The organism is Burkholderia sp. M6-3, from assembly GCF_050858985.1.
Taxonomy (GTDB): domain Bacteria; phylum Pseudomonadota; class Gammaproteobacteria; order Burkholderiales; family Burkholderiaceae; genus Paraburkholderia; species Paraburkholderia caledonica.
This window is the reverse complement of the sequence record NZ_CP110091.1, coordinates 1,644,036-1,664,622: the sequence shown is the minus strand read 5'-3', so window position 1 is coordinate 1,664,622 and position 20,587 is coordinate 1,644,036. Positions and strand designations below refer to the sequence as shown.

Sequence of the window (20,587 nt, the reverse complement as noted above, 5' to 3'; positions counted from 1 at the left end):
AGGCTGAGACAACGGTCCAGACACGGAAAAGCAATGAGCCAGTTCGAACTAGACGCACGGCAACGCATGAGCGATTTCGACATAGAGTTGAAATTGCTGCTGGAGGCTATCTACCTCAAATACCAGCACGATTTCCGTCACTATGCGATGTCGTCGCTGCGTCGCCGTCTGTCTCAGGCACTGGATGAATTTGGACTGAGCACGCTGTCGCAATTGCAGGACCGCATCATGCGCGATAGCGACCAGTTCTCGCGGCTGTTCCAATACCTCACTGTGCAGGTCAGCGATATGTTTCGCGATCCTGCGTATTTTCTCGCACTGCGCGAGCATGTGTTGCCGCGTCTTCGCACGTATCCGTCCATCAAGGTGTGGGTTGCGGGTTGCAGCACGGGCGAGGAGCTGTGGTCGCTAAAAATTCTCTTCGACGAAGAGGGCTTGACCGAGCGCACGCTGTTCTATGCAACCGATATCAGCCCGGACGCGCTCGCGCGCGCCGAAGCAGGAATCTACGCGCTGGATCGCATTCAGGGCTTCACACAGAATTACCTCGCGGCCGGCGGCAAACGCTCGCTGTCGGACTATTATCACGCGGCCTATAACGGTGCGCGCTTTGCCGGTTCGCTTAAAGGCCGCGTGGTGTTCGCCGACCATAGCCTCTCGACCGACGAGGTCTTTCTCGAAGCGCATCTCGTGTCGTGCCGCAATGTGCTGATCTATTTCGATCGCGGTTTGCAGGACCGCGCGTTGGGGCTCTTCGAGAATGCGCTGGTACGGCGCGGTTTTCTCGGCCTGGGCAGCAAGGAGACGCTGCGTTTTTCCCGCCATTACGAAGCCTTCGACGAATTTCGTCCGGGGGAGCGTATTTACCAGAAACGCTGAAATCACCGTGATCCCACGCACAACGATCCAGTCGGCCGAAGACGCCCCGCGAGGCGCGCAAATTGGGCGCACTTGCGAGCTCGTCCTGATCGGCGGCTCGGCAGGCGGCATGGAAGTCCTCAACCTGCTACTTGCCGCGCTGCCAGCGAGCTTTGCGCCCGCCGTGATGGTCGTCATGCATCTGCCGCACGACCCGCCGAGCTATCTCGTTCACGCGTTGGCGCACCGCTGCCTGCTTCCCGTGGTCGAGCCCGACGCGGGCGAACAGATCATGCCGGGCCGCGTGCATGTCGCGCCGCCCGGTTACCACATGCTGGTGGAAGTGGACCGGACAATTGCACTTTCAACGGATGCAGCAGTGCGCTTCTCCCGGCCTTCCATCGACGTGTTGTTCGAGTCTGCGGCGAGCGTCTATCGCGATCAATTGCTGGCCATGCTGCTCTCGGGCGCCAACGACGACGGCGCGCGCGGTTTGCAGCGCGTGCGCGAGTTCGGCGGCCTTACGTGGGTGCAGGCACCGGACACCGCCAGTTCGCCGGAAATGCCGCGTACCGCAATCGAACGCGGTGCGGCCGATTACATCTTCTCTCCCGAAACAATGGCCCGGCAGCTTGCAGCTTTGCCGGCCTCTCTCTGACCCGATGCCATGTCGAACCCACCCGTGAACATTCTGATTGTCGACGACATCGCTCACAACATTACCGCCCTCAAGGCGTTGCTGACGCGGCCAGACGTCGCCGTGCTCGTGGCCGATTCCGGCACCGCCGCCCTCGATCTGCTGCTCAAGCACGAAGTCGCGCTCGCGATTCTCGACGTCAACATGCCTGGCATGAACGGTTTCGAACTGGCGGCGCTGATGCGTGGCAGTCCTCGCACGACACATGTGCCGATCATCTTTTTGACGGCAACCGCGCACGACGCGTCGCGAACGTTCCGCGGCTATGAAGCAGGCGCGGTCGATTTTCTCTACAAGCCGTTCGATCCGCGCATCCTGCAATCGAAGGTAGACGTGTTCGTTCAGCTCGAACAGCAGAAGCGCCAGCTCGCCGCGCAACTCGTGACCACGCGTCAGATGCTCGAAGCGAACGAGATGTTGATGGCGGTGCTTAGCCACGATCTGCGTACGCCGCTCGGCGCTGTGCTCGCGTCTGCGGAATATCTGATGCGCACCGCCGCCGACCCGCAATCGGCAACGGTTGCCGCGCGCGTCAAAAACAGTTCGCTGCGCATGGCGCGCATGGTCGAGCAATTGCTGAATCTGGCGCGTCTGCAAGGCGGACGGCTGCCGTTGCAACCTCGTTCGATCGAACTCGCGACGCTATGCAGATCGGTAATCGACGAGTTTACTTCTCGCGAGAACGGCAAGCGTATCGTGTTCGCGAGCCGTGGCAATACAGCGGGCGCGTGGGATACGGATCTCGTCTGGCAGGCCGTGTCGAACCTGGTGAGCAACGCGCTACACCACGGCGCTGAGGGCGGTGACGTCAGCGTCGAGGTGGACGGCGAATCCGCCGACTGCGTCCGCCTGAAGGTGGCCAATCGCGGCGTCATTCCCGCTGAAGTTTTCCCGCATCTGTTCAAGGCATTCGGCCCGAATAACAGCGGCTCCCGCTCGCGCGAAGGGCTCGGGCTCGGTTTGCATATCGTGCAGGAAATTGCGCGGATGCACGGCGGTGGTGTCAGCGTGAAGTCGGACGAAGCGGACGGCACGGTTTTCACGATTGAACTCCCGCGAATGGTGACGCTGCAGCGCGGCTCGTTTTCAGGGAAATAAGCGCGAAGACAAATGCGGCGCGTAGGCGGCAACGGCGCTGCGAATACTGTCGTCGATACCAGCACCGCGCTGTGCTACGCTTGGCGGAACACAATCCACGCCGCGCGAGCACGAAGCCATCATGCGTTCATGGCGCATTTCCCCGCCTCATCGGAGCGAACAGGTCAGCACCGCGCGTGCGGCCGAACTTGTCATGTCGATTTCGCACAGCGACGCGGACTCGCTCGCCGCCAGCATGCTCAAAACGGTGGGCGATATGCTGCCGGTTTCGCAATGCACCGTGTTCGCGTACGAATTCGACGCACGGCCGCGCACTATTTCCGCCGCCGATCATCGGGGCGGACGTTTTCTGCGCGACGTTGCAGACCGCTACGCGACGCACTTTTATGCACTGGACGGCAATAGGGCGATCATCGGAAACGCGCGCGGCGCGCGATCGAACGACGCGCTAGTTCTGCATCAGCAGCAAAGCGAAGAAATCCCGAACGAAGCGTATCGCGCCGCGTGCTACTCGCAGCCCAACGTATCCGACCGCTTGTCGCTGCTCCTGCAGCCCGTGGAAAGCGTGTGGCTGTCCATCAACCTATACCGTGACCGCGCATACGGCACGTTCAGCGCGGGCGAGCTGGAACGGGTCGAGAGCCTCGCGCATCTGTTTGCGCAGGCGGCGAAAGGGCATTACGCGCTTCATGGGCAGCATCAGGAAGGCCCGGCAGCGGCCATGCTTGCACGCATCAGACGAATCTGCCCCGCGCTTACTCCACGTGAGCTCGACGTGATTCGCGGCACCCTTGAAGGCGCGACAGCGGTCGAAATCGCCTCGCACATGGGCATCAAGCCCACGAGCGTTATCACTTATCAGAAGCGCGCGTACGCGCGGCTCGGCATTTCCAGTCAGAGGCAACTGTTCGCGTTGTGTCTGGCGCCGCAACGTGGCTGAAATGTTATCTTGCCGCCCCGTAGTCGCGCTTTTTCAACCGCGTCTCGCGCGCGCATCGGCCTGCGTCTCGCGATCCCAGCGCTTGAGCCACGGCAACAGGAAATCAGCAAAGCCGGCCGCGGGCGGTGACAGCGCGCGTTCGGTCGAGCGATACACGCAAACCTCGCGGATGGTCTCCGGCTCGACGATCCGCTTCATGATCAGCCCAAAAGTGCGCGCAAGCGGGGCGACGTAGGCCGGCGCGAGCGTCACCGCCAGTCCGCGCGAAGCGATGCCGAAAGCGGTCGTGACGTTGTCCACCACATCGACCGGAACGATGCGCGCCTCGACCGGCAGGTTCGCGAGCATCTGGTCGACCGCGCGTTCGTGATCGCGGCCTGTAGCGACAATAGGTATATCGCGCAACTGCTGCCACTGCACACGCCGCCGCGTGCCGAGCGGATGCGATGGCGCGCACCACATCACCCACGGACTTGCGAACGCGGAGTCGCGGCCCACGCGTGCACCGCTTGGCCTGTCGGGGCCGACCGCGAGATCCACATCCGCGCTTTCCACACGCTCCACGAGTTGCTCGACCACCGTGTCGCAAATGCGCACGACCACCTTCGGCTTGTCGCGCGCGTACTCGGCGATCGCCTCCGGCAACGCAGTGGACGCCAGCACCAGCGGCGCGCCGATCCGGACAATGCCGGCCGCGCGGTTGCGGATGTCGTCGGCGGATTGGGCGGCGGCGCGCACGTGACGCAACACGGATTCCGCCGACGCGAGGAAGTCTTGCCCCGCGCTCGACAGATTCACGCGGCGCGTGGTCCGGTCGAACAGGCGAAAGCCCAGCTCCGTTTCGAGCTCGGCGAGCAGCTGACTGACTGCCGACGAAGTGAGGCCGAGCCGCTGCGCCGCCGCGCCGATGCTTTGAAGATCGACAATGGCGAGAAACGCCTCGAATTGACGGATGGTGATGCGGGTAAGTGCCATTGCTCAATTCTAAAGAAAAACTTACGAATCGTGAAAAATCCGTTGATTGTTGATTGGGGCGCGTTCGTCGACACTTGTCCCAATCGACGGGAGCACGTAAAGACGCTTAGACTTTCAGTCTCGCCCGGTCGTCGACGCAATGTCGGCGCAACACCTCAGGGCTCCTTTCAAGGAAATGCCATGTTCGAAAATATCCCCGCTTATCCCGGCGATCCGATTCTGAGTCTCAACGAAGACTTCCAGCTCGATCCACGCCAGAACAAAGTCAACCTGAGCATCGGCATCTATTTCGACGACGCCGGCAAGCTGCCCGTCATGGACGCGGTGCGCCGCGCGGAAACCGCGTTGCTCGACGCAATCGGCCCGCGTTCCTATCTGCCGATGGCGGGCTTGCCGCTCTATCGCGAGACCGCACAGGCGCTGGTATTCGGCGAGGACAGCGAAGCACGCGCCGCAGGCCGTATCGCGACGTTGCAGACCATTGGCGGCTCCGGCGCGCTCAAAGTCGGCGCAGATTTCCTGCGACGCTTTTTTCCGGGTTCGCAAATGTGGATCAGCGACCCGAGCTGGGAGAATCACCGCGTCGTATTCGAGGGCGCGGGTCTAACGGTCAACACCTATCCGTATTACGACGAACAGACGGGCGGCCTGCGTTTCGCCGATATGATCGACACCATCGACCGTTTGCCCGAGCGCAGCGTCGTGTTGCTGCACGCGTGCTGCCACAACCCCACCGGTGTAGATCTCAGCGTCGAGCAATGGACCGAACTCGTGCCGGTCCTGCAGCGTCGCAAGCTGATCGCGTTTGTCGATATGGCTTACCAGGGCTTTGGCGCGGGCCTCGAAGAAGACGCCGCTTGTGTTCGTATGCTGGCCGAGGCCGGCGTACCGCTGATCGCAGCTAATTCGTTCTCGAAGAATTTTTCGCTGTACGGCGAGCGGTGCGGCGCACTGAGCGTTGTCTGCAAGAACGCCGACGAAGCGGGCCGCGTGCTCGGACAACTGATGTCCGCCGTGCGCGCGAACTACAGCAATCCGCCGACGCACGGCGCGCGCCTCGTCGCGAACGTGCTGTCCGATGTGTCGTTGCGCGCTTCGTGGGAAGCCGAACTCGCCACCATGCGCGAACGCATTCTTGCGATGCGCGGCATGATCCACGCGGGGCTCGCCGGCCGCGTCGACGAAGTGATGCGTGCACGTTACGTCGCGCAACGCGGCATGTTCACCTATACGGGCTTGACCGCAAGTCAGGTCGAGCGTTTGCGCAACGAACACGCGGTGTACGTCTTGCGCTCAGGGCGCATGTGCGTAGCAGGCTTGAATGCGCGCAATGCGGACTACGTCGCGTCGTCCATTGCCGCCGTCGTGTCCGGCACGTAACAGCGGCGCATAACGGCGGCTCATAACGGCGGATACGCACTATTAGCAGCCAGCAGATAACCATGGAGAGATCGATGACGACACTTGATATGCCAGCGGCGAGTGCGCCGAAGAGCACCGGAATGCACCCCGACGAATGGCAGTCGCGCGTTCAGCTGGCTGCGTGCTACCGGATTTTCGACATGCTCGGGTGGACCGAGATGATCTACAACCACATCACGTTGCGTGTGCCGGAAAGCGTGAGCGGCGGCGAGCGGCAGTTTTTGATCAATCCGTTCGGCTTGCACTACAGCGAAGTCACGGCGAGCAATCTCGTGAAGATCGACGCGCAGGGCCGCGTGCTGGACGACTCGCGTTATCCCGTCAATCCGGCCGGCTTCGTCGTGCACGCGGCGATCCACGAAGGCGTGCCCGACGCGCATTGCGTGATGCACACACACACCACAGCGGGCGTCGCGGTGGCGTGCCTCGAAGACGGCTTGCAGCAGACCAATTTTTACAGCGCTCAGTTGCACGACCGGATCGCGTATCACGATTTCGAGGGCATCACCGTGCATGCGGAAGAAGGGCCACGGCTCGTCGAACATATCGGCAGCCGGCAGGCGGTGATTCTGCGCAACCACGGACTGCTTGCGTGGGGCCGCACGTTGCCGCAGACTTTTGCGATTCTCTGGACACTGAACCGCGCGTGCGAAATTCAGATGGCGACGTTCTCGATGGGCAAGGCGCGGCCGGTCCCCGAAGAAGTGGCGATCCGCTGTTCGCGTGACGCGCTCCAGTTCGATCCGCGTCACGGCGCTGGGCAGGATGTGTACGATGCGCTGGTGCGCCGCGTGGAGCGCATCGACGCGAGCTACAAGGAATGAATCAATGAAAGCAGTGATTTACGGCGCAGGTGCGATCGGCGGATGGATGGGCGTGAAGCTCGCGCAAGCGGGCCATGATGTCGGCGTGGTGGCGCGCGGCCCGACGCTCGCAGCGTTGCGCGAGCATGGCCTGCGTTTGATCGAAGGCGGCGAGACGCAGACGGTTCGCGTGAGAGCGGCCGAATATCCCACGGAACTCGGCGTTCAGGATCTCGTGGTGGTGGCGGTCAAGGGTCCTGCCATGGCGTCGGTTGCCGCGCATATCGCGCCGCTGCTCGGGCCGCAAACCCTCGTGCTCACTGCCATGAACGGCGTGCCGTGGTGGTTCTGCGACGGGCTCGGCGGCGATTTCGCGGGCAGGCGGCTCAAGTCGGTCGATCCGGACGGCGCCATCGCCGCGGCGATTCCGGGCGCGCAAACGGTGGGCTGCGTGGTGCATGCGAGCTGTCTCGTCGAGGCGCCTGGCGTGATCCGGCATCATCAGGGCAATGGGTTGATCATCGGCGAGGCTGCCGGCCGGCCGAGCGAACGCGTCAAAGCGTTGACCGAAGCGCTCGCCGCCGCCGGCTTCAATGCGTCGATGTCGGAGCAGATCCAGCGCGATGTCTGGTACAAGCTCTGGGGCAACATGACAATGAACCCCATCAGCGCAATGACCGGCGCGACCACCGACCGCATTCTCAGCGACGAGCTGGTGCGCAACTTCGTCACGAGCGTCATGCTCGAAGCGAAGGAGATCGGCGCGCGCTTCGGCATTCCGATCGATCAGGCGCCGGAGGACCGGCATGCGGTCACGCTCAAACTCGGGGCGATGAAAACGTCGATGCTGCAGGACGTTGAGGCGCGCAAGCCCGTGGAACTGGACGCACTAGTGAGCGCGGTGCGGGAACTCGGTCAACTGACCGGTGTTCAAACGCCATACACGGACGCGCTGCTCGGTCTCGCGCGTTTGCATGCGAGTACGGTGGGTTTGTACTGAAGCCGATCTAGCAGATAAAGCAGTAGTGCTTCGCTGAAGCAGAAAGCCGCCGCGGGTCAACTCGCGGCGGCTTTTTTGCGCCTGGTTTGCCGTGCTCTCTTCAACCTATGTCGCTGCCGTGACTGCTCCCGGCGAAGGCAGTCGAGCTGCCTCGATCAAGGACAAAGCGCGTTGCGTGTCATCGAGTTCGGTCATGCAAAGCAATGCAAGGCGGGCGAGATAGAGCGGTGCCTGCGCTTCGCCTCCGGCAGTGATGTTCTGGCAAAGCGTCGTATAAATGCGCTCGAGATCGCTATCGGTCATGACTGTCTCTCCTTGCTCCGAATGTTCAGCGCGGCGATAAGCGCGCTGTGTGTCGCGGCTGCGCTGCCGTCGCGCCAGCGCGCGAGCACATGGCCATCCGGGCGGATCAGATAGACCGTGCCCGGTGTTGCGTCGAGCATGTGATGCAGGCGGCCGCCGTGATCGATAACAGCAGTGCTGTCTGCGCCCAGCTTGACGTTCGTGTCGACGACGGCGATCGTTTTGAACGGAATCGCACGACTCGCCAGATCGTCCTGTATGCGCTGCCACTCGGCATCTTGCGATCCGTCCGTGCCGAAGCGCAGCGCTGTGAAGCAGGGTGCCAGCAGATCGGTAACGTGCATATCGACCGTCTTGCCGTCGCTAATGCGCTGTAGCCTGCACTCCGGTAACACGCTGCCCGGCGCGGGACCGCTGGCAAATCGGCTCGCCATGGGCACCGCGCCGGCTGCTTGCACGCAGTCTGCCGCAACGCGATTGAGTGGCGATTCGACATACGCGATCGGGTGCGTTTGCCGCGGATTGATCAGCGGCCGCACAGCGGGATGATGTTCGGCGAGCCCCAGCACGGCCGTTCTCATCAACTCGAACCCGAACGTGGGCGGCGCCATGAACTCGGTGCTTTTCATCCCGTAGCTCAGGTTCTCGCGCGCGGCGAACACGCGTTCGTCGCTATAACTGTCGAGCAGGTCGGGCGATGCCATGCCGTTGATCACACAGCCGAGTGTCCAGCCGAGGTTGTCGGCGTCGTCAATGCCCGAATTGGCACCGCGCACGCCGAAGATCGGCACAAGATGCGCCGCGTCGCCGGCGAACAGTACCGAGCCGTGGCGATAACGCTCCAATGTCAACGCGTTTGCCTTGTAGACAGTGATCCAGATGGGTGACCATTCGCCCGTTTCACCCATCGCGTCGAGCACGCTCTGAACGCGTGGAATCACGTTGTCCGGCTCGATGGCCGCTTGCGGGTCTTCGTCGTCGCGAAGCTGGTAGTCGATACGCCATACGTCGTCCGGCTGCTTGTGCACGAGCACCGTGGAACCCGGATTGGACGGCGGATCGAAGTAGGCGAGGCGTTCGGTCGCGCGCTCGCTGTGCAAGGCGATATCGACGATCACGTAGCGGCCTTCGTACGTGGTGCCGGTGAGCTTCAGACCGAGCGCTTCACGTACGGTGCTGCGCCCGCCGTCGCACGCCACGACCCAATCGGCTTGCATGCGCCACGCGGTGTCGCCAGTGCGCAGCGCGAGTGTTGCACCGCGCTGCGCGCCGGAACCGTCGGATTGCTCGATGCCGGTCACGCGAGTTTGCCAGCGGATGTCGATCAGATCCGCATGCCGCTCCAGTTCGTCGAGCAGGAACTGCTCGATCTGGTATTGCGCGATGTTGATCATCGGCGGCAACGATTGCTCGTCGTCCTGATGCATCGTGAAGCGGAACACTTCGGTGTCGCGATAGAAGCTACGGCCTCCCGTCCACGGCAGACCTTTTTGCAGGAAGCCTTGCACGGCGCCAAGGCGCTTGAGTATTTCCAGGCTGCGCCGCGAAATGCAGATTGCGCGGCTGCCGGTGCATACGCTGTCGTCGGCCTCGATCAGCACCGAGTGCACGCCTTGCCGGGCGAGGGCGAGCGCGAGCGTCATGCCGACCGGCCCGCCGCCGACTATCGCCACGGGCCGCCGCACGGGATCGCGTCCGTCGATGAGCGGGGGCGCCGCGCCCTCGTAATGGCGCGGCGCAAAGGGGTAGGGTTTGAAACTGCGCGTCATGCATGTCTCCTCGATGTTCGCCGCGTTTTCGGTGCGCCGCGCTGTAAGTGTTCTGGACGCGCGGCGACACGAAAAAAGCGATGAGCGAAGTATGGAGGAGAGCTTACGCGCGCCTGTCCTCATTTTGGGTACAGGCGCGCCACGATTCGATCCACGCTAGCGGGGCGCGCGGTTGGCCCATAACCGTGCTCAATCGGCGCTGCTTGCCATGTGCGAATGCTGGCGCGTGTGCAGCGACGAGGCGGCCAGCTGGCACTCCTCGATCATCGCGCGGAAGGTCGGTGCCGAGTGTGAAGCGGCAGTCGCACCCGTTCCTGTCTCATGCCCGTTTTCCGCGGTGCCGCCGACGCCGACCACGAGTGCCGCTCTCGGCCGCCATTGGCGTGTGCGTCGAAGCATATTGCGCAGATACGGCGGCGATTCCGGAGCGTCGAGCGTGACGATGCAGATGATCGGCGCATTCTTGTAGCTCGGCTCGTCGGCGTGCGCGCTGCGGTAGCCCGAGTGCGTCGCCATGATCGGTGCAAAGGCGAAGCGTCCGAGCAGTTGCACCGCGATGGCCGTCGTGACTTCGTCGAAAGCGCCGCGTCCGGGCACGCAGAGCACCGCCGTTTTTTCGCTGTCGCCCTGTGCCGAAGCATGCGCTCGCGTCGCACTGTCGTGCCGCTCAGAGAGATCCGCTGAGGAAGCAGCGACGAGCGCTTCTGGAGACTCGGCGCGGATCAGCCGGTCCGGCAAACCATCGGCGATTTCCAGATTTTCGACGATGTCCACCAGCGCTTCGTTCACGCGGGCCAACTGGTCCGGCATCAGCACGCCGCGCATCGCGTCGTTGCGCGCGAGCTTGAGTCCTTCGAGCGCGACGGTGTCGTAGTAGTCGATTAGCGACATCTCGCGCAGCAGACGCTCTGCCTGCACGATCGCCTCATGCGGATCGTCGGCAAGAAGCCGCTGATAGAAATTCTGCGCGGGCGTGAGCGCCGGCTGGTCGCCGAGCAGCACCGTGAGAAAGTTCAGACGATCGGCGTAGCGCCCAAGCGTCACGACGCACAGCGTGAGCGGCGTGGACAGCACGAGGCCGATCGGCCCCCACAGCCAGCTCCAGAAAATCGCCGCGACGACCACCGCGAGCGGCGACAGCCCCGAACGATGGCCGTACAGCAGCGGCTCGGCGATCTGCCCGGCGACCACATCCACGACGATAAAGAGAATCAGTGTGTAGACCGCCATGGTCCACTGCGGCTGGATGGCTGCCGCGAGAAACACCGCGAGAATCGCCGCGATCCAGATGCCGATATATGGCACGAAGCGCAGCAGCGCCGCTATCACGCCGAACAGCAACGCGCCTGGCACGCCGATGATCGCGAGCCCGATGGCGATCACGCCGCCTGCGCTCAGGTTCACGCCGAGTTGCGCGACGAAATAGCGGCTCAGGCGCACCGCGGCGTCGTTGATGGCTGTCGTCGTGCGATGCAGATCGCGAGAGCCGAAGAGACTGATCAGGCGGTCGCGCAGGTCCTCGCGCTGCAGCAGAATGAAGATCGTCACCACCAGCACGATGAAGGTGGTTTCAATCGGCGCGATGGCTGGCGACAGCGCACGCTGCGCGAGTTGCAACGGCGTGGGCGAAGGCTCGTGAACTTCCACAGGCGTAGGCACGGCGGGAGCGTTGCGCGCCGCCCGGCCGGTGGGTCGCGGCGGCGGCTTTGAAGGCGCAACGCGTTGCAGCGTGGCCGCCGCGCGGCTCATCAGCGAATCGGCGCGACCGATCGTCTTCTCCTGCACGGTTTCGATCTTGCGTTCGATGGCAACCTGGTACTGCGGCAGGTCGCCCGCCAGTTGAACGAGCTGCGCGCCGATCAGCGCCCCCACGGCCAGCAGTGCGGCCAAGGCGAACAGCACCGCGATGAAAATGGACGGCAACTGGCCCATATGCAGCCGCCGCAACATCTGCACGAGCGGCGCGAGCAGAAAACTGAGCAGCACGGAGAGCGTGATGGGAATCAGCACCGCGCGGCCGAAGTAAAGCGCGCAAACCACGACCACGCCGGTAATCACCGACGCGAGACCATGCAAACTCGGAGCGGCGGGTGGATAAACGCGGTTCGACCGCCCATGCGGCGGTAAGGATATTTTCATGAGCACACTGTCCGTTTGAGTGGCGCGGCCGCTTCCGCGGTCGCTTGTAGTCTCGCGCGCGGTAGATGCGGCGGCGGCACGGTGCCGTATGGGCCACTGCGGCTGAGCAAACCTTATGCCCGGATTGTAGGCGCTTTGCGTCGCGGTTCGCCAGAGTGGCCCGCTTACCCGATATGCATGCGCAGCAAGTCGAATACTAGCGAGCTTCCATAGAGCAGCAGGCCGATGAAGCCGCCGACCACGGTCCCGTTGATGCGGATATATTGCAGGTCCTTGCCGATGTTCAATTCGATCTGCCGCGACATCTCATTCGGGTCCCAGTTCTTGACGGTATCGCTGATATGCCGTGTGAGGAATTGCGCGAACTCGGGCGCCATTGCGCGTGCTGCGTCTTCGAGGTGATCGTTGAGCGACTGGCGCAGCGCCGGATCGTTCGCGAGTTCGCGGCCCACCCATTGGCCCGCCGCAACGACTCGCGCATGCAACGCCGAGTCGCTGCTTTGCAGATCCCGCTTGAGCCACGCGCGAAGTTCGCCCCACATGTCCTTCACATACAAGGCGAGCGCTTCGCCTTCCACCAGATAACGCTTGAATTCCTCGCCTTTTTCCAGAAAGGCCGGATCGCTTTTGAGCTTTACGATCAGCTTGTGCGCGGCGTCGTCGAACTTCTGGCGCAACTGGTGCGTGGGGTTTTCGCTGATCTGTTCAAGCATCCGGTTCACCGCGTTCGCGATAGTCTCGGCGCCTTTCTCGCCGAGCCACGCGGAGGGCAGGATTTTCTCCATCTTCGGATACTCGCTCTTCACCCAATCGACGATACGGTCCGCGATGAACTGGCGCGCCTGCGGTTCGCGCAGCAATGCGACGACCTGTTCGATGCCCGCGTCGAGAAGCTCCTGGTGGCGGCCGTCCTTGGTGAGCGTGTCGAGAATCGAGCCCATTGACTGCGAGAGGTCGACCTTCGCGAGCACGTCGCGCAATGCGTCCTTGATGAACACCTGGATGCGCACGTCGTCGGTCAGATCGAGAATGCCGCTCGTCAGTTTGACGACGTAATTGCCGAGGCGCGCGGTGTTGGCCGGCCCGGTCAGCCAGCGCGTGATGCTCTGTGCCGGATCGTGTTTCTTGATCAGACCGACGAGCGACGGCACGTCGAGAAACTTGTCCTGCACGAACACGGCGAGGTTGTCGGCAATCTTGTGCTTGTTGCGCGGAATGATCGCCGTGTGGGCCGATACCACTGGAATCGGTACACGCCGGAATAGCGCGGCGACTGCGAACCAGTCGGCGAGCGCGCCGACCATCGCGGCTTCGGCCACTGCCTTGATACCGTCGATCCAGACGCCGCGCGGCATCAATGCCGTGACGACGAAAACGCAGGCCGCCGCGGCAAGGAGCAGCAGCGGCGTGCGTTTGGCCTTCTTCAGTTCGAGTACTTTGTTCATCGGCGAGAGAGCCAGGGTCCGGAAACGCGAGTGTAGCGCCGCGCGCCGCGCGCTGTGCAGGGCGAGTCGAGCCGCGCTGAATGATGGTGAAGAGCGCGGCATCGCGCCGCTTGACCGCGATCGGGCCGTATAGGTCGCTGTTTGCGCCGCCGGCGCGGTAACATCGAGGGTTGAACCGCGGCGGCGGCGTGAGCAGCGTGCGCCGCGCGGCAATGCATTTGAACGAAATGGAGGCACAGTGATCAGGTTTCTGCATACCGCAGACTGGCAAATCGGCACGCAGTTTGGCCAGTTCGAGCCGGAGGAGGCCGCGCATCTGGCACAGGCGCGCTTCGACACCGTGCGCCGAATCGCAGACGAAGCAGCCGCGCGCCAGGTCGACGCGGTGCTGGTGGCAGGCGACGTGTTCGATCTGCAGACGGTGTCCGATACAGTGATTCGCCGCCTGTTCGCCGCACTGCAAGCCTTCGCGGGCCCCTGGATCATGCTGCCAGGCAATCACGACGCCGCGCTCGTGGAAAGCGTCTGGACGCGCGCGCAGCGCCTCAATTGCGTGCCGCCGAACGTGCGCCTCGTGCTTGCGCCCGGCGTTGTGTTGCTGGACGCATGCCGTTGCGCGGTGCTGTGCGCCCCGCTCACGCAGCGCATTACATACGACGACACCACCGGCTTTTTCGATACCGTCGACACGCCGCCGGGTTATCACCGTGTGGGCCTCGCGCATGGCAGCGTGAGCGGCATTTTGCAGGAAGGCATCGACTCCTCGAACCCGATTTCGCCGACGCGCGCCGCGAGCGCGCGTCTCGACTATCTGGCGCTCGGCGACTGGCACGGCCACTTTCGCGTCGACGAGCGCACCTGGTACGCCGGCACGCACGAGCAGGACCGTTTTCGCGCGAACGATCCCGGCTTCATGCTCGACGTCACGCTGAGCGAGCCCGGCGCACAACCCGCAGTCGAGGCGGTGCGAGTCGGTCAGTACCAGTGGCATCGCTGGGACGAAACGATTTCCGTGCCGACCGATGTCGACTCGCTGAAGACGCGCCTCGCCACGTTGGGCGGCAGCGACGTGCTGCGCGTTTCGGTGAGCGGCACGGCCGCGCTGGCCGATGCTGAAGCGCTTCATGTCGCCGTCGAAGAGACCCGCGCGCGCGTGCGTGCCTTGCGTGTCGATCTGAGCGGTTTGCAAGTGCTGCCCACTACCGAGGATCTCGCCGAACTCGGCGCGCAAAGCGGCTATCTGGCAAAAGTCGTCGCGCGTTTGCGAGGCATGCAGGAGGACCCGCAGTCCGACCCGCAACAGGTCAAGCGCGCGGCAGAGGCGTTATTGCTGCTGGCGCGGTTTCAACGTGAATTGCCGCGTGAAGCGAGGTCCGCATGAAGCTTCAGAGCATCGCGATACAGGAATTCAAACAGTTCACCGGGCGTCTATTTATCGACGACCTGCAGCCCGGTCTCAATCTTTTCGTGGGACCGAACGAGGCCGGTAAGAGCACGATTGCCGAGGCCGTGCGTGCGGTATTTCTCGAACGCTACAAGGCCTCGCATCTGAAGGATTTGCTGCCTTGGGGCAAGGCGAGTGGGCAGCCGTCGGTCGAAGTGAGCTTCGATCTCGACGGCGTCCCATGCCGCCTGTCGAAGCAGTTCGTCACGCGTCAGCGCTGTGAGTTGAGGATCGGCCAAGCCGTATTCGGCGAAGACGAAGCTGAAGACAAGCTCGCCGCACTGCTCGGCTTTTCGCGTGCCGCGCGCGGGCCGTTGAAGGCGGAAAACGCGGGCGTTCCAGGTCTGCTATGGGTGCAGCAGGGCGGCACGCAGGATATGCGCGACTCGACCGGTCACGCGGCGCAGTATCTGCGCGATGCGTTGTCGCAATTGTCGGGCAGCCGCGAATCGGCAGGCGAGGATGCGTTGATTGCCGCCGTGCAACGCGAGCTTCGGCAACTGCTGACCGCGCGCACGCAGAAATCCACGGGGCCGCTCGCGGAAGCCGAAGCCGCGCTCGCCGCGCTAATGGCGGAGCGTGACGATCTGAACCGGCAGCGCGAACAGTTCGATGAAAACATCGCACGACTTGCCGCGCAGCAGCAGGCCTTTGAAGAAACCGAACGCAAACGGCCGTGGGAACTTCACGAGCAGAAGGCCGTGCTCGCGCAACAACGCGCCGATGCGGCGGCGGAACTCGAACGCAGCGTAGATCAACTCGCGCAGGCTTTGAAAGTCAGTGAGGCTGAACTCGCGCTGCCGTTGCAGCACGAACAGGCCGCGGTGGAACTGGAAACAGCGGTGACGCGTGAGCGTCAGCAACTCGACACGGCGCGCGCGAACGTGGCGGCGGTCGAAACCGCATATGCGGAGGCGGCAACCCGCGTCGCGCAACTGGAGCAGGCATTTACCGATGCAAACCGCGCGCTCGAACTGGCGAATGCGGCGGTGAGCGCCGCGGATCTGCGCAACCAGATCGGTCTTCATCGCGCGGAACTGGAACGGCTCGAAGCGGCGATTGCCGCCGCGAGCGAAGCCAACGAAGCGCTCGTAGCAGCCGCGCGCGCCGCAGCCGCCCTTGAAATAGACGAGGCGAAGCTCAAGCGCCTCGCATCGCTCGATGCGTCGCTGACCGTGTTGCGTGCGCGCACCGAAGCGGCAATGACGCGCATCGAATATCGGCTTAGCAGCGCGATTACGGTGGGCGATGCGTCCATCGGCGGCGCGGGCGTATTGCGTGTCGACGAAGAAAAGCGGATTGGCCTGGGCGAGCTTGGCGAACTGCGCGTGATTCCGGGCGTTTCGGATCTGTCCGCGCGACTGTCGGAACTCGCCGCGCTCGAAGCGCAGCATGCGCAGTTGCTGCAAGCGCTCGGCGTCGCTTCGCTTGCCGAAGCCGAAGCGAGGCACGAACAGTGGAAGGCGCTCGTCGCGCAGCAGAAGAGTTACGCGAAGGTGCTGGAAGCGTACGCGCCGCAGGGCATCGACGCGCTGCGTGCCGCGTTGGCTTCGGCCGCCGCGCGCTCGCAGGCCGCCAACGAGCGTTTGACGAGTTTGCCCGACGTCTCGGCCGCGCTGCCACTCGACGAAGCCCGGCGCAGCGCCGAAATCGCGGCTTCCGCGCTGGAGAGTGCCCGCAAGATGCTGAACGAGGCAACCGAGAAGCGTTCCACCGGCATTGCGACGGCTGAATCGCTCGCGCTTCAGTTGCAGCGCAAGGAAGCGCAACTGAGCGACCCGGCGTTCTGCCGCAACCGCGCGCAGTGGCAGGCGAAGATCGTCGAACAACGCGTGCAGGTCGAGGCGCTGACGAAGCAGCGCGAAGCGCGGGCGCGCGAACTCGAGGCCGTGCGTCTGGACGACCCGGCGGCCGAGGCGAAGCGCTATCGCGCGTCGGCGGAACTTGCGCGTCAGGACCAGCACGAGCGGCAAGTCAGCATCGCGCGCTTGCGCAGTCAGTTGGAGACCGTGGGCGCGTCAGGGCTCGGCGAGCGTCTTGCAGCGCTCGACGCAAAAGTGGAGCAGGCCACCCGCCGCAAGGAGGAACTGAGCTTGCGCGCCGGCGCGTTGAGTCTGCTCGACGAAGTGCTCGTCGCGGAACGCGATGCGGCGGTCGCGCAGTTGCGTGCGCCTTTGACGGAACGGCTCGGCCACTATCTGAAGCGGATCTTTCCGCAATCGACCATCGCGCTCGGCGACGATCTGAGTCCCGCGACGCTCGATCGTTATGGCCGCGCAGACACGCTCGAAGCGCTGAGCTTTGGCACGCGCGAGCAACTCGGCATTCTCACGCGGCTCGCGTATGCCGATCTGCTGAAGGCGTCCGGCCGGCCCACGTTGCTGATGCTCGACGATGCGGCCGTGCATACCGACGCCGCACGGCGGGATGCGATCAAGCGGGCGCTGATCGACGCTGCCACGCGGCATCAGATTCTGGTGTTCACCTGTCATCCGGAACTGTGGGACGACCTGGGCGTGAGGCAACGCGCGATCGACGATATGAAGGCCGCGGCGTAACTATCCGTCGGGGCTTACTCGTACCAGCGCGGCGTGTAGACCCACTGCGCGCCCCTGGTGAAGCGTCGCGTGGTGGAGGAGCCCACGATCAGCATCGTGCGCATATCGACATCCGCTGAGCGCAGTTCGCCCAAGGTTACTGTGCGCAGCGTTGCGCCCGGCCTGCCAATGTCGCGGCCGAGCACGACCTGCGTATTTGCCGCGCGATACTCGCGAACGATATCGAGCGCCTTATCGAGTTGCCACGGACGTGCGCGCGAAATCGGGTTGTAGAACGCCATGACGAGGTCCGCTTGCGCGGCATGTCGCAAGCGTTTTTCGATGATGCTCCAGGGCTTCAGGTTATCCGACAGCGACAGCATGCAAAAGTCGTGGCCGAGCGGCGCGCCGGCTTGCGCGGCGGTAGCCATCGCCGCCGATACACCCGGCACGATGCTGAGCTCGACAGCGGCCCACGCGCTGTCCTCAGAGGCGTCGAGCGCTTCGAGCACGGCCGCGGCCATCGCGAATACGCCGGGGTCGCCGGACGACACCATCACCACTGAACGTCCCGCGCTCGCGAGTTCGAACGCATGGCGGGCGCGCTGCATTTCTTCGCGATTATCGGTGCCGTGCACGCGTTGGCCGGCGCGCAGCGGGCCCGCCATTTTCACATACGTCTCATAGCCGAGAATATCGGTGGCCTGGTCGAGCGCCTTGCGCGCCGCGGGCACCATCAGTTCCGCGCTGCCGGGGCCGAGGCCGATCACCGTCAGCCGGCCGCGCGCCCGTCCTATCGTGTCGGGATCGACCGCGAGCGGCGATAGAGCGAGGGCGACGCCTTGCACATGATCGTCGTGCAACGTCTCGTAGGGGATGCGCAGGGCGGCGCGTAAAAGGCTGGCCGGCGATTCGCCGATTCCTGCGTCGCAATCCGTAAAACGCAGCGGCACGTTCAGCAGCGCGGCCGCTTCGGCGAGCGCCGGTTCTGCCATGTGTTCCGACGAGCCAAGCAACGCGGCAAGCGAAAGAGACGCGAGTCCGTGAGCGTCCAGTGACGCGCGCACGCGATCCGCGATCTCGGCGGCGGCGTTCTGGTCTGCGGTTGATGTCGCCGCGCTGTTTGCATGTGCGGGCGTTGGAGCGACAGCCTCAAGCGTCACCGCTGCGACCACACTGCGAGGATGAATCACAAGCTCGTCGTCGCGTCCATTCCACGCGCGAGGCGTGATGCGAATCGCGAGCCGCGCCGATGGCGAGCGCGGCAGTTGCGCATCGTCGAGCCACGGCGCGTCGCCTTCGACCCGCGTGCTTTCGCCGGCGAGCAGGTCCGACACGAAACGCTTACCCTGGCCGATATCGGCAAGCGCATAACCATCCGGTGGATTGAGCACACAGGTGCCGAACCGCAGCTCGCCACTCGTGGTAATTGCAGGCGATATGGCAAGTGCGGCGGCGATCTCGCGCGCCATCACGTTGACGCCGGCAAGGCCGCCGAGCAACGGCACGACGGCGCTGCCGTCTTCGGCGACGGCGAGCACCGGCGGCTCGGCGCCCTTGTTCGACAGCAGCGGCGCCACGCAGCGAATGACGATGCCGGCCGCGCACAGCGCGACAATCGGCGTGCCTCGTGCATACAGGTCGCGCAGATGCGGGCTCAGTTCGGCGTACGCGACATCGGCTTCAACGCGGCCTTGCAGCGCATGCACCTGCGAATCCGCATACAGCGTCTGAATGCGCCGCGCGGTATCCAACGCACCCGCGCCGAGAATGACGATGGCGGGCGGCATCATCCTTGCCATTTTTCCCCCGGCACGACGAGCAGTGAGAAATACGGCGACGCCATCGGGTCCACTTCGGCGAGCGGGACGATACGCTGGTTGCCCATCGTCGCCCGCTCGACGTACAGCGCGCGGTGCGCGAGTCCGAGTTCGCCGAGCACGCGCCGCACCTTGTCGAAATTGCGCCCGAGCTTCATCACGACAGCGGCGTCTGCATCCGCAAGACGGCGGCGCAGTTCGTCTTCCGGCAGCACGCCTGACAGCACCGACAGGCTCTGGTTGCGATACACGAGCGGCGCACCGAGCACGGCGGCTCCGCCGAGCATCGAGCAGACGCCCGGCACCACTTCGCTCTCGTAGCGCGCCGCGAGCCGGTCGTGCAGATACATGTACGAGCCGTAGAAGAACGGATCGCCTTCGCAGATCACGGCGACGTCGCGCCCCGCATCCAGATGCGCCCCGACGATGTCGGCCGCGGTGTCGTAGAAGTCGGCAATGATCGCTTCATACGACAGCGGCGGCTCCAGCGCTTCGGTCGTGACGGGATACACGAGCGGCAGTTGCTGCTGCGTGTCGTGCAAATGCGCTTCGATGATGCTGAACGCGTTGCCCTTCTTGCCCTTCGCAACGAAGTAGGCGACCACGGCCGCTGCCTTGAGCAGACGCAATGCCTTTAGCGTGATGAGTTCCGGATCTCCTGGACCGACACCGAGTCCATATAGACGTCCTGCACGTTGTTGCGCCGTCATTTATTCGATCTCCGTTGCGAGCGCGTTGACAGCGGCCGCAGCCATCGCGCTGCCGCCGCGCCGGCCATGCACGACGACATACGGCACGCCACGGCTATTCTCTGCGAGCATCGCTTTCGATTCCGCCGCGCCGACAAAGCCGACCGGGAAGCCCAAGATCAGTGCGGGCTTGGGCGCACCGGCGTCGAGCATATCGAGCAGATGAAAGAGGGCAGTCGGCGCGTTGCCGATCACGACGACGCTGCCGCCCAGATGCGGGCGCCACAATTCGAGCGCGGCGGCCGAGCGCGTATTGCCGAGTTCGCGGGCGAGTGCAGGCACTCGTCCATCTGTGAGCGTGCAGATCACGTCATTGTTCGCCGGCAACCGCGCTCGCGTGATGCCTTGCGCGACCATGCCGGCGTCGCAGAGAATCGGCGCGCCTTGCGCGAGCGCCGTGCGGCCTGCCGTGCCGGGATGTTCGGAGAACGCGAGATCGTCGATCACATCGACCATCCCGCACGCGTGGATCACGCGCACCGCGAGTTTTTCGAGGTCGGCCGGAATGCGCGACAGGTCGGCTTCGGCGCGGATCGTCGCGAAAGACTGGCGATAGATCTCCTGACCGTCGCGAATGTAATCAAGCAT

Annotated in this window: 17 protein-coding genes; 9 read left to right on the top strand and 8 right to left on the bottom strand. The window is 64.0% G+C overall.

The features are described from left to right. Positions 1 to 33 precede the first annotated feature (33 nt). From OH764_RS24825 to OH764_RS24810, 4 genes are all read left to right on the top strand, one after another. Entirely contained in the window at positions 34 to 879 is an 846-nt protein-coding gene (locus OH764_RS24825) for a CheR family methyltransferase (protein WP_114198850.1), read from the top strand. A 10-nt stretch (positions 880 to 889) separates the two neighbouring features. Next, entirely contained in the window at positions 890 to 1,516 is a 627-nt protein-coding gene (locus tag OH764_RS24820; protein WP_498851284.1) for a chemotaxis protein CheB, read from the top strand. Between the two features lie 9 nt (positions 1,517 to 1,525). Continuing rightward, on the top strand, positions 1,526 to 2,653 hold the full coding sequence (locus tag OH764_RS24815; RefSeq protein ID WP_498851235.1) for a hybrid sensor histidine kinase/response regulator: 1,128 nt from the start codon (positions 1,526 to 1,528) through the stop codon (positions 2,651 to 2,653). Between the two features lie 121 nt (positions 2,654 to 2,774). Beyond that, entirely contained in the window at positions 2,775 to 3,593 is an 819-nt protein-coding gene (locus OH764_RS24810; protein WP_498851234.1) for a helix-turn-helix transcriptional regulator, read from the top strand. 33 nt (positions 3,594 to 3,626) lie between these two features. On the opposite strand, the gene OH764_RS24805 is transcribed toward OH764_RS24810, so the two are convergent. Further along, complete coding sequence (locus OH764_RS24805) at positions 3,627 to 4,568, bottom strand: LysR family transcriptional regulator (protein WP_498851233.1); 942 nt, start codon at positions 4,566 to 4,568, stop codon at positions 3,627 to 3,629. 180 nt (positions 4,569 to 4,748) lie between these two features. Between OH764_RS24805 and OH764_RS24800 the strand changes: the two genes are divergently transcribed. From OH764_RS24800 to OH764_RS24790, 3 genes are all read left to right on the top strand, one after another. Next, entirely contained in the window at positions 4,749 to 5,948 is a 1,200-nt protein-coding gene (locus tag OH764_RS24800) for an amino acid aminotransferase (RefSeq protein ID WP_498851232.1), read from the top strand. 74 nt (positions 5,949 to 6,022) lie between these two features. After that, positions 6,023 to 6,814 (top strand): class II aldolase/adducin family protein, encoded by a 792-nt coding sequence (locus OH764_RS24795; protein ID WP_498851231.1) that lies wholly within the window; start codon positions 6,023 to 6,025, stop codon positions 6,812 to 6,814. 4 nt (positions 6,815 to 6,818) lie between these two features. Next, the gene (locus OH764_RS24790) at positions 6,819 to 7,793 is read left to right on the top strand and encodes a 2-dehydropantoate 2-reductase (protein WP_498851230.1); all 975 of its coding nucleotides are present in this window, start codon (positions 6,819 to 6,821) and stop codon (positions 7,791 to 7,793) included. A gap of 105 nt (positions 7,794 to 7,898) precedes the next feature. Here the strand turns inward: OH764_RS24790 and OH764_RS24785 are convergent, their stop codons facing one another. The 4 genes from OH764_RS24785 to OH764_RS24770 all read right to left on the bottom strand — a co-directional run bounded on the left by OH764_RS24785 (position 7,899) and on the right by OH764_RS24770 (position 13,449). Further along, positions 7,899 to 8,096 carry a hypothetical protein gene (locus tag OH764_RS24785; protein WP_498851229.1) on the bottom strand — a complete coding sequence of 66 codons (198 nt, stop codon included), beginning with the start codon at positions 8,094 to 8,096 and terminating at the stop codon, positions 7,899 to 7,901. Next, positions 8,093 to 9,865 (bottom strand): FAD-dependent oxidoreductase, encoded by a 1,773-nt coding sequence (locus tag OH764_RS24780; protein ID WP_498851228.1) that lies wholly within the window; start codon positions 9,863 to 9,865, stop codon positions 8,093 to 8,095. Before OH764_RS24780 ends, OH764_RS24785 begins: the two co-directional genes overlap by 4 nt. Positions 9,866 to 10,054: 189 nt before the next feature. Beyond that, positions 10,055 to 12,004: an AI-2E family transporter gene (locus tag OH764_RS24775; RefSeq protein ID WP_498851227.1), complete on the bottom strand. Its 1,950-nt coding sequence runs from the start codon at positions 12,002 to 12,004 to the stop codon at positions 10,055 to 10,057. Positions 12,005 to 12,168: 164 nt separating this feature from the next. Beyond that, complete coding sequence (locus OH764_RS24770) at positions 12,169 to 13,449, bottom strand: DUF445 domain-containing protein (RefSeq protein WP_498851226.1); 1,281 nt, start codon at positions 13,447 to 13,449, stop codon at positions 12,169 to 12,171. A 238-nt stretch (positions 13,450 to 13,687) separates the two neighbouring features. Between OH764_RS24770 and OH764_RS24765 the strand changes: the two genes are divergently transcribed. Then, entirely contained in the window at positions 13,688 to 14,830 is a 1,143-nt protein-coding gene (locus OH764_RS24765) for a metallophosphoesterase family protein (protein WP_498851225.1), read from the top strand. Beyond that, the gene (locus tag OH764_RS24760) at positions 14,827 to 17,451 is read left to right on the top strand and encodes an AAA family ATPase (protein WP_498851224.1); all 2,625 of its coding nucleotides are present in this window, start codon (positions 14,827 to 14,829) and stop codon (positions 17,449 to 17,451) included. The genes OH764_RS24765 and OH764_RS24760 overlap by 4 nt, the downstream gene beginning before the upstream one ends. Before the next feature lie 14 nt (positions 17,452 to 17,465). On the opposite strand, the gene cobJ is transcribed toward OH764_RS24760, so the two are convergent. The 3 genes from cobJ to OH764_RS24745 are packed head-to-tail and all read right to left on the bottom strand — an operon-like array spanning position 17,466 to position 20,587. Then, positions 17,466 to 19,223, bottom strand: a complete 1,758-nt coding sequence (gene cobJ / locus OH764_RS24755) for a bifunctional cobalt-precorrin 5A hydrolase/precorrin-3B C(17)-methyltransferase (RefSeq protein ID WP_498851283.1) — start codon at positions 19,221 to 19,223, stop codon at positions 17,466 to 17,468. Further along, entirely contained in the window at positions 19,220 to 19,960 is a 741-nt protein-coding gene (locus tag OH764_RS24750) for a precorrin-2 C(20)-methyltransferase (RefSeq protein WP_020067897.1), read from the bottom strand. Before OH764_RS24750 ends, cobJ begins: the two co-directional genes overlap by 4 nt. Next, entirely contained in the window at positions 19,961 to 20,587 is a 627-nt protein-coding gene (locus OH764_RS24745; protein ID WP_498851223.1) for a precorrin-8X methylmutase, read from the bottom strand.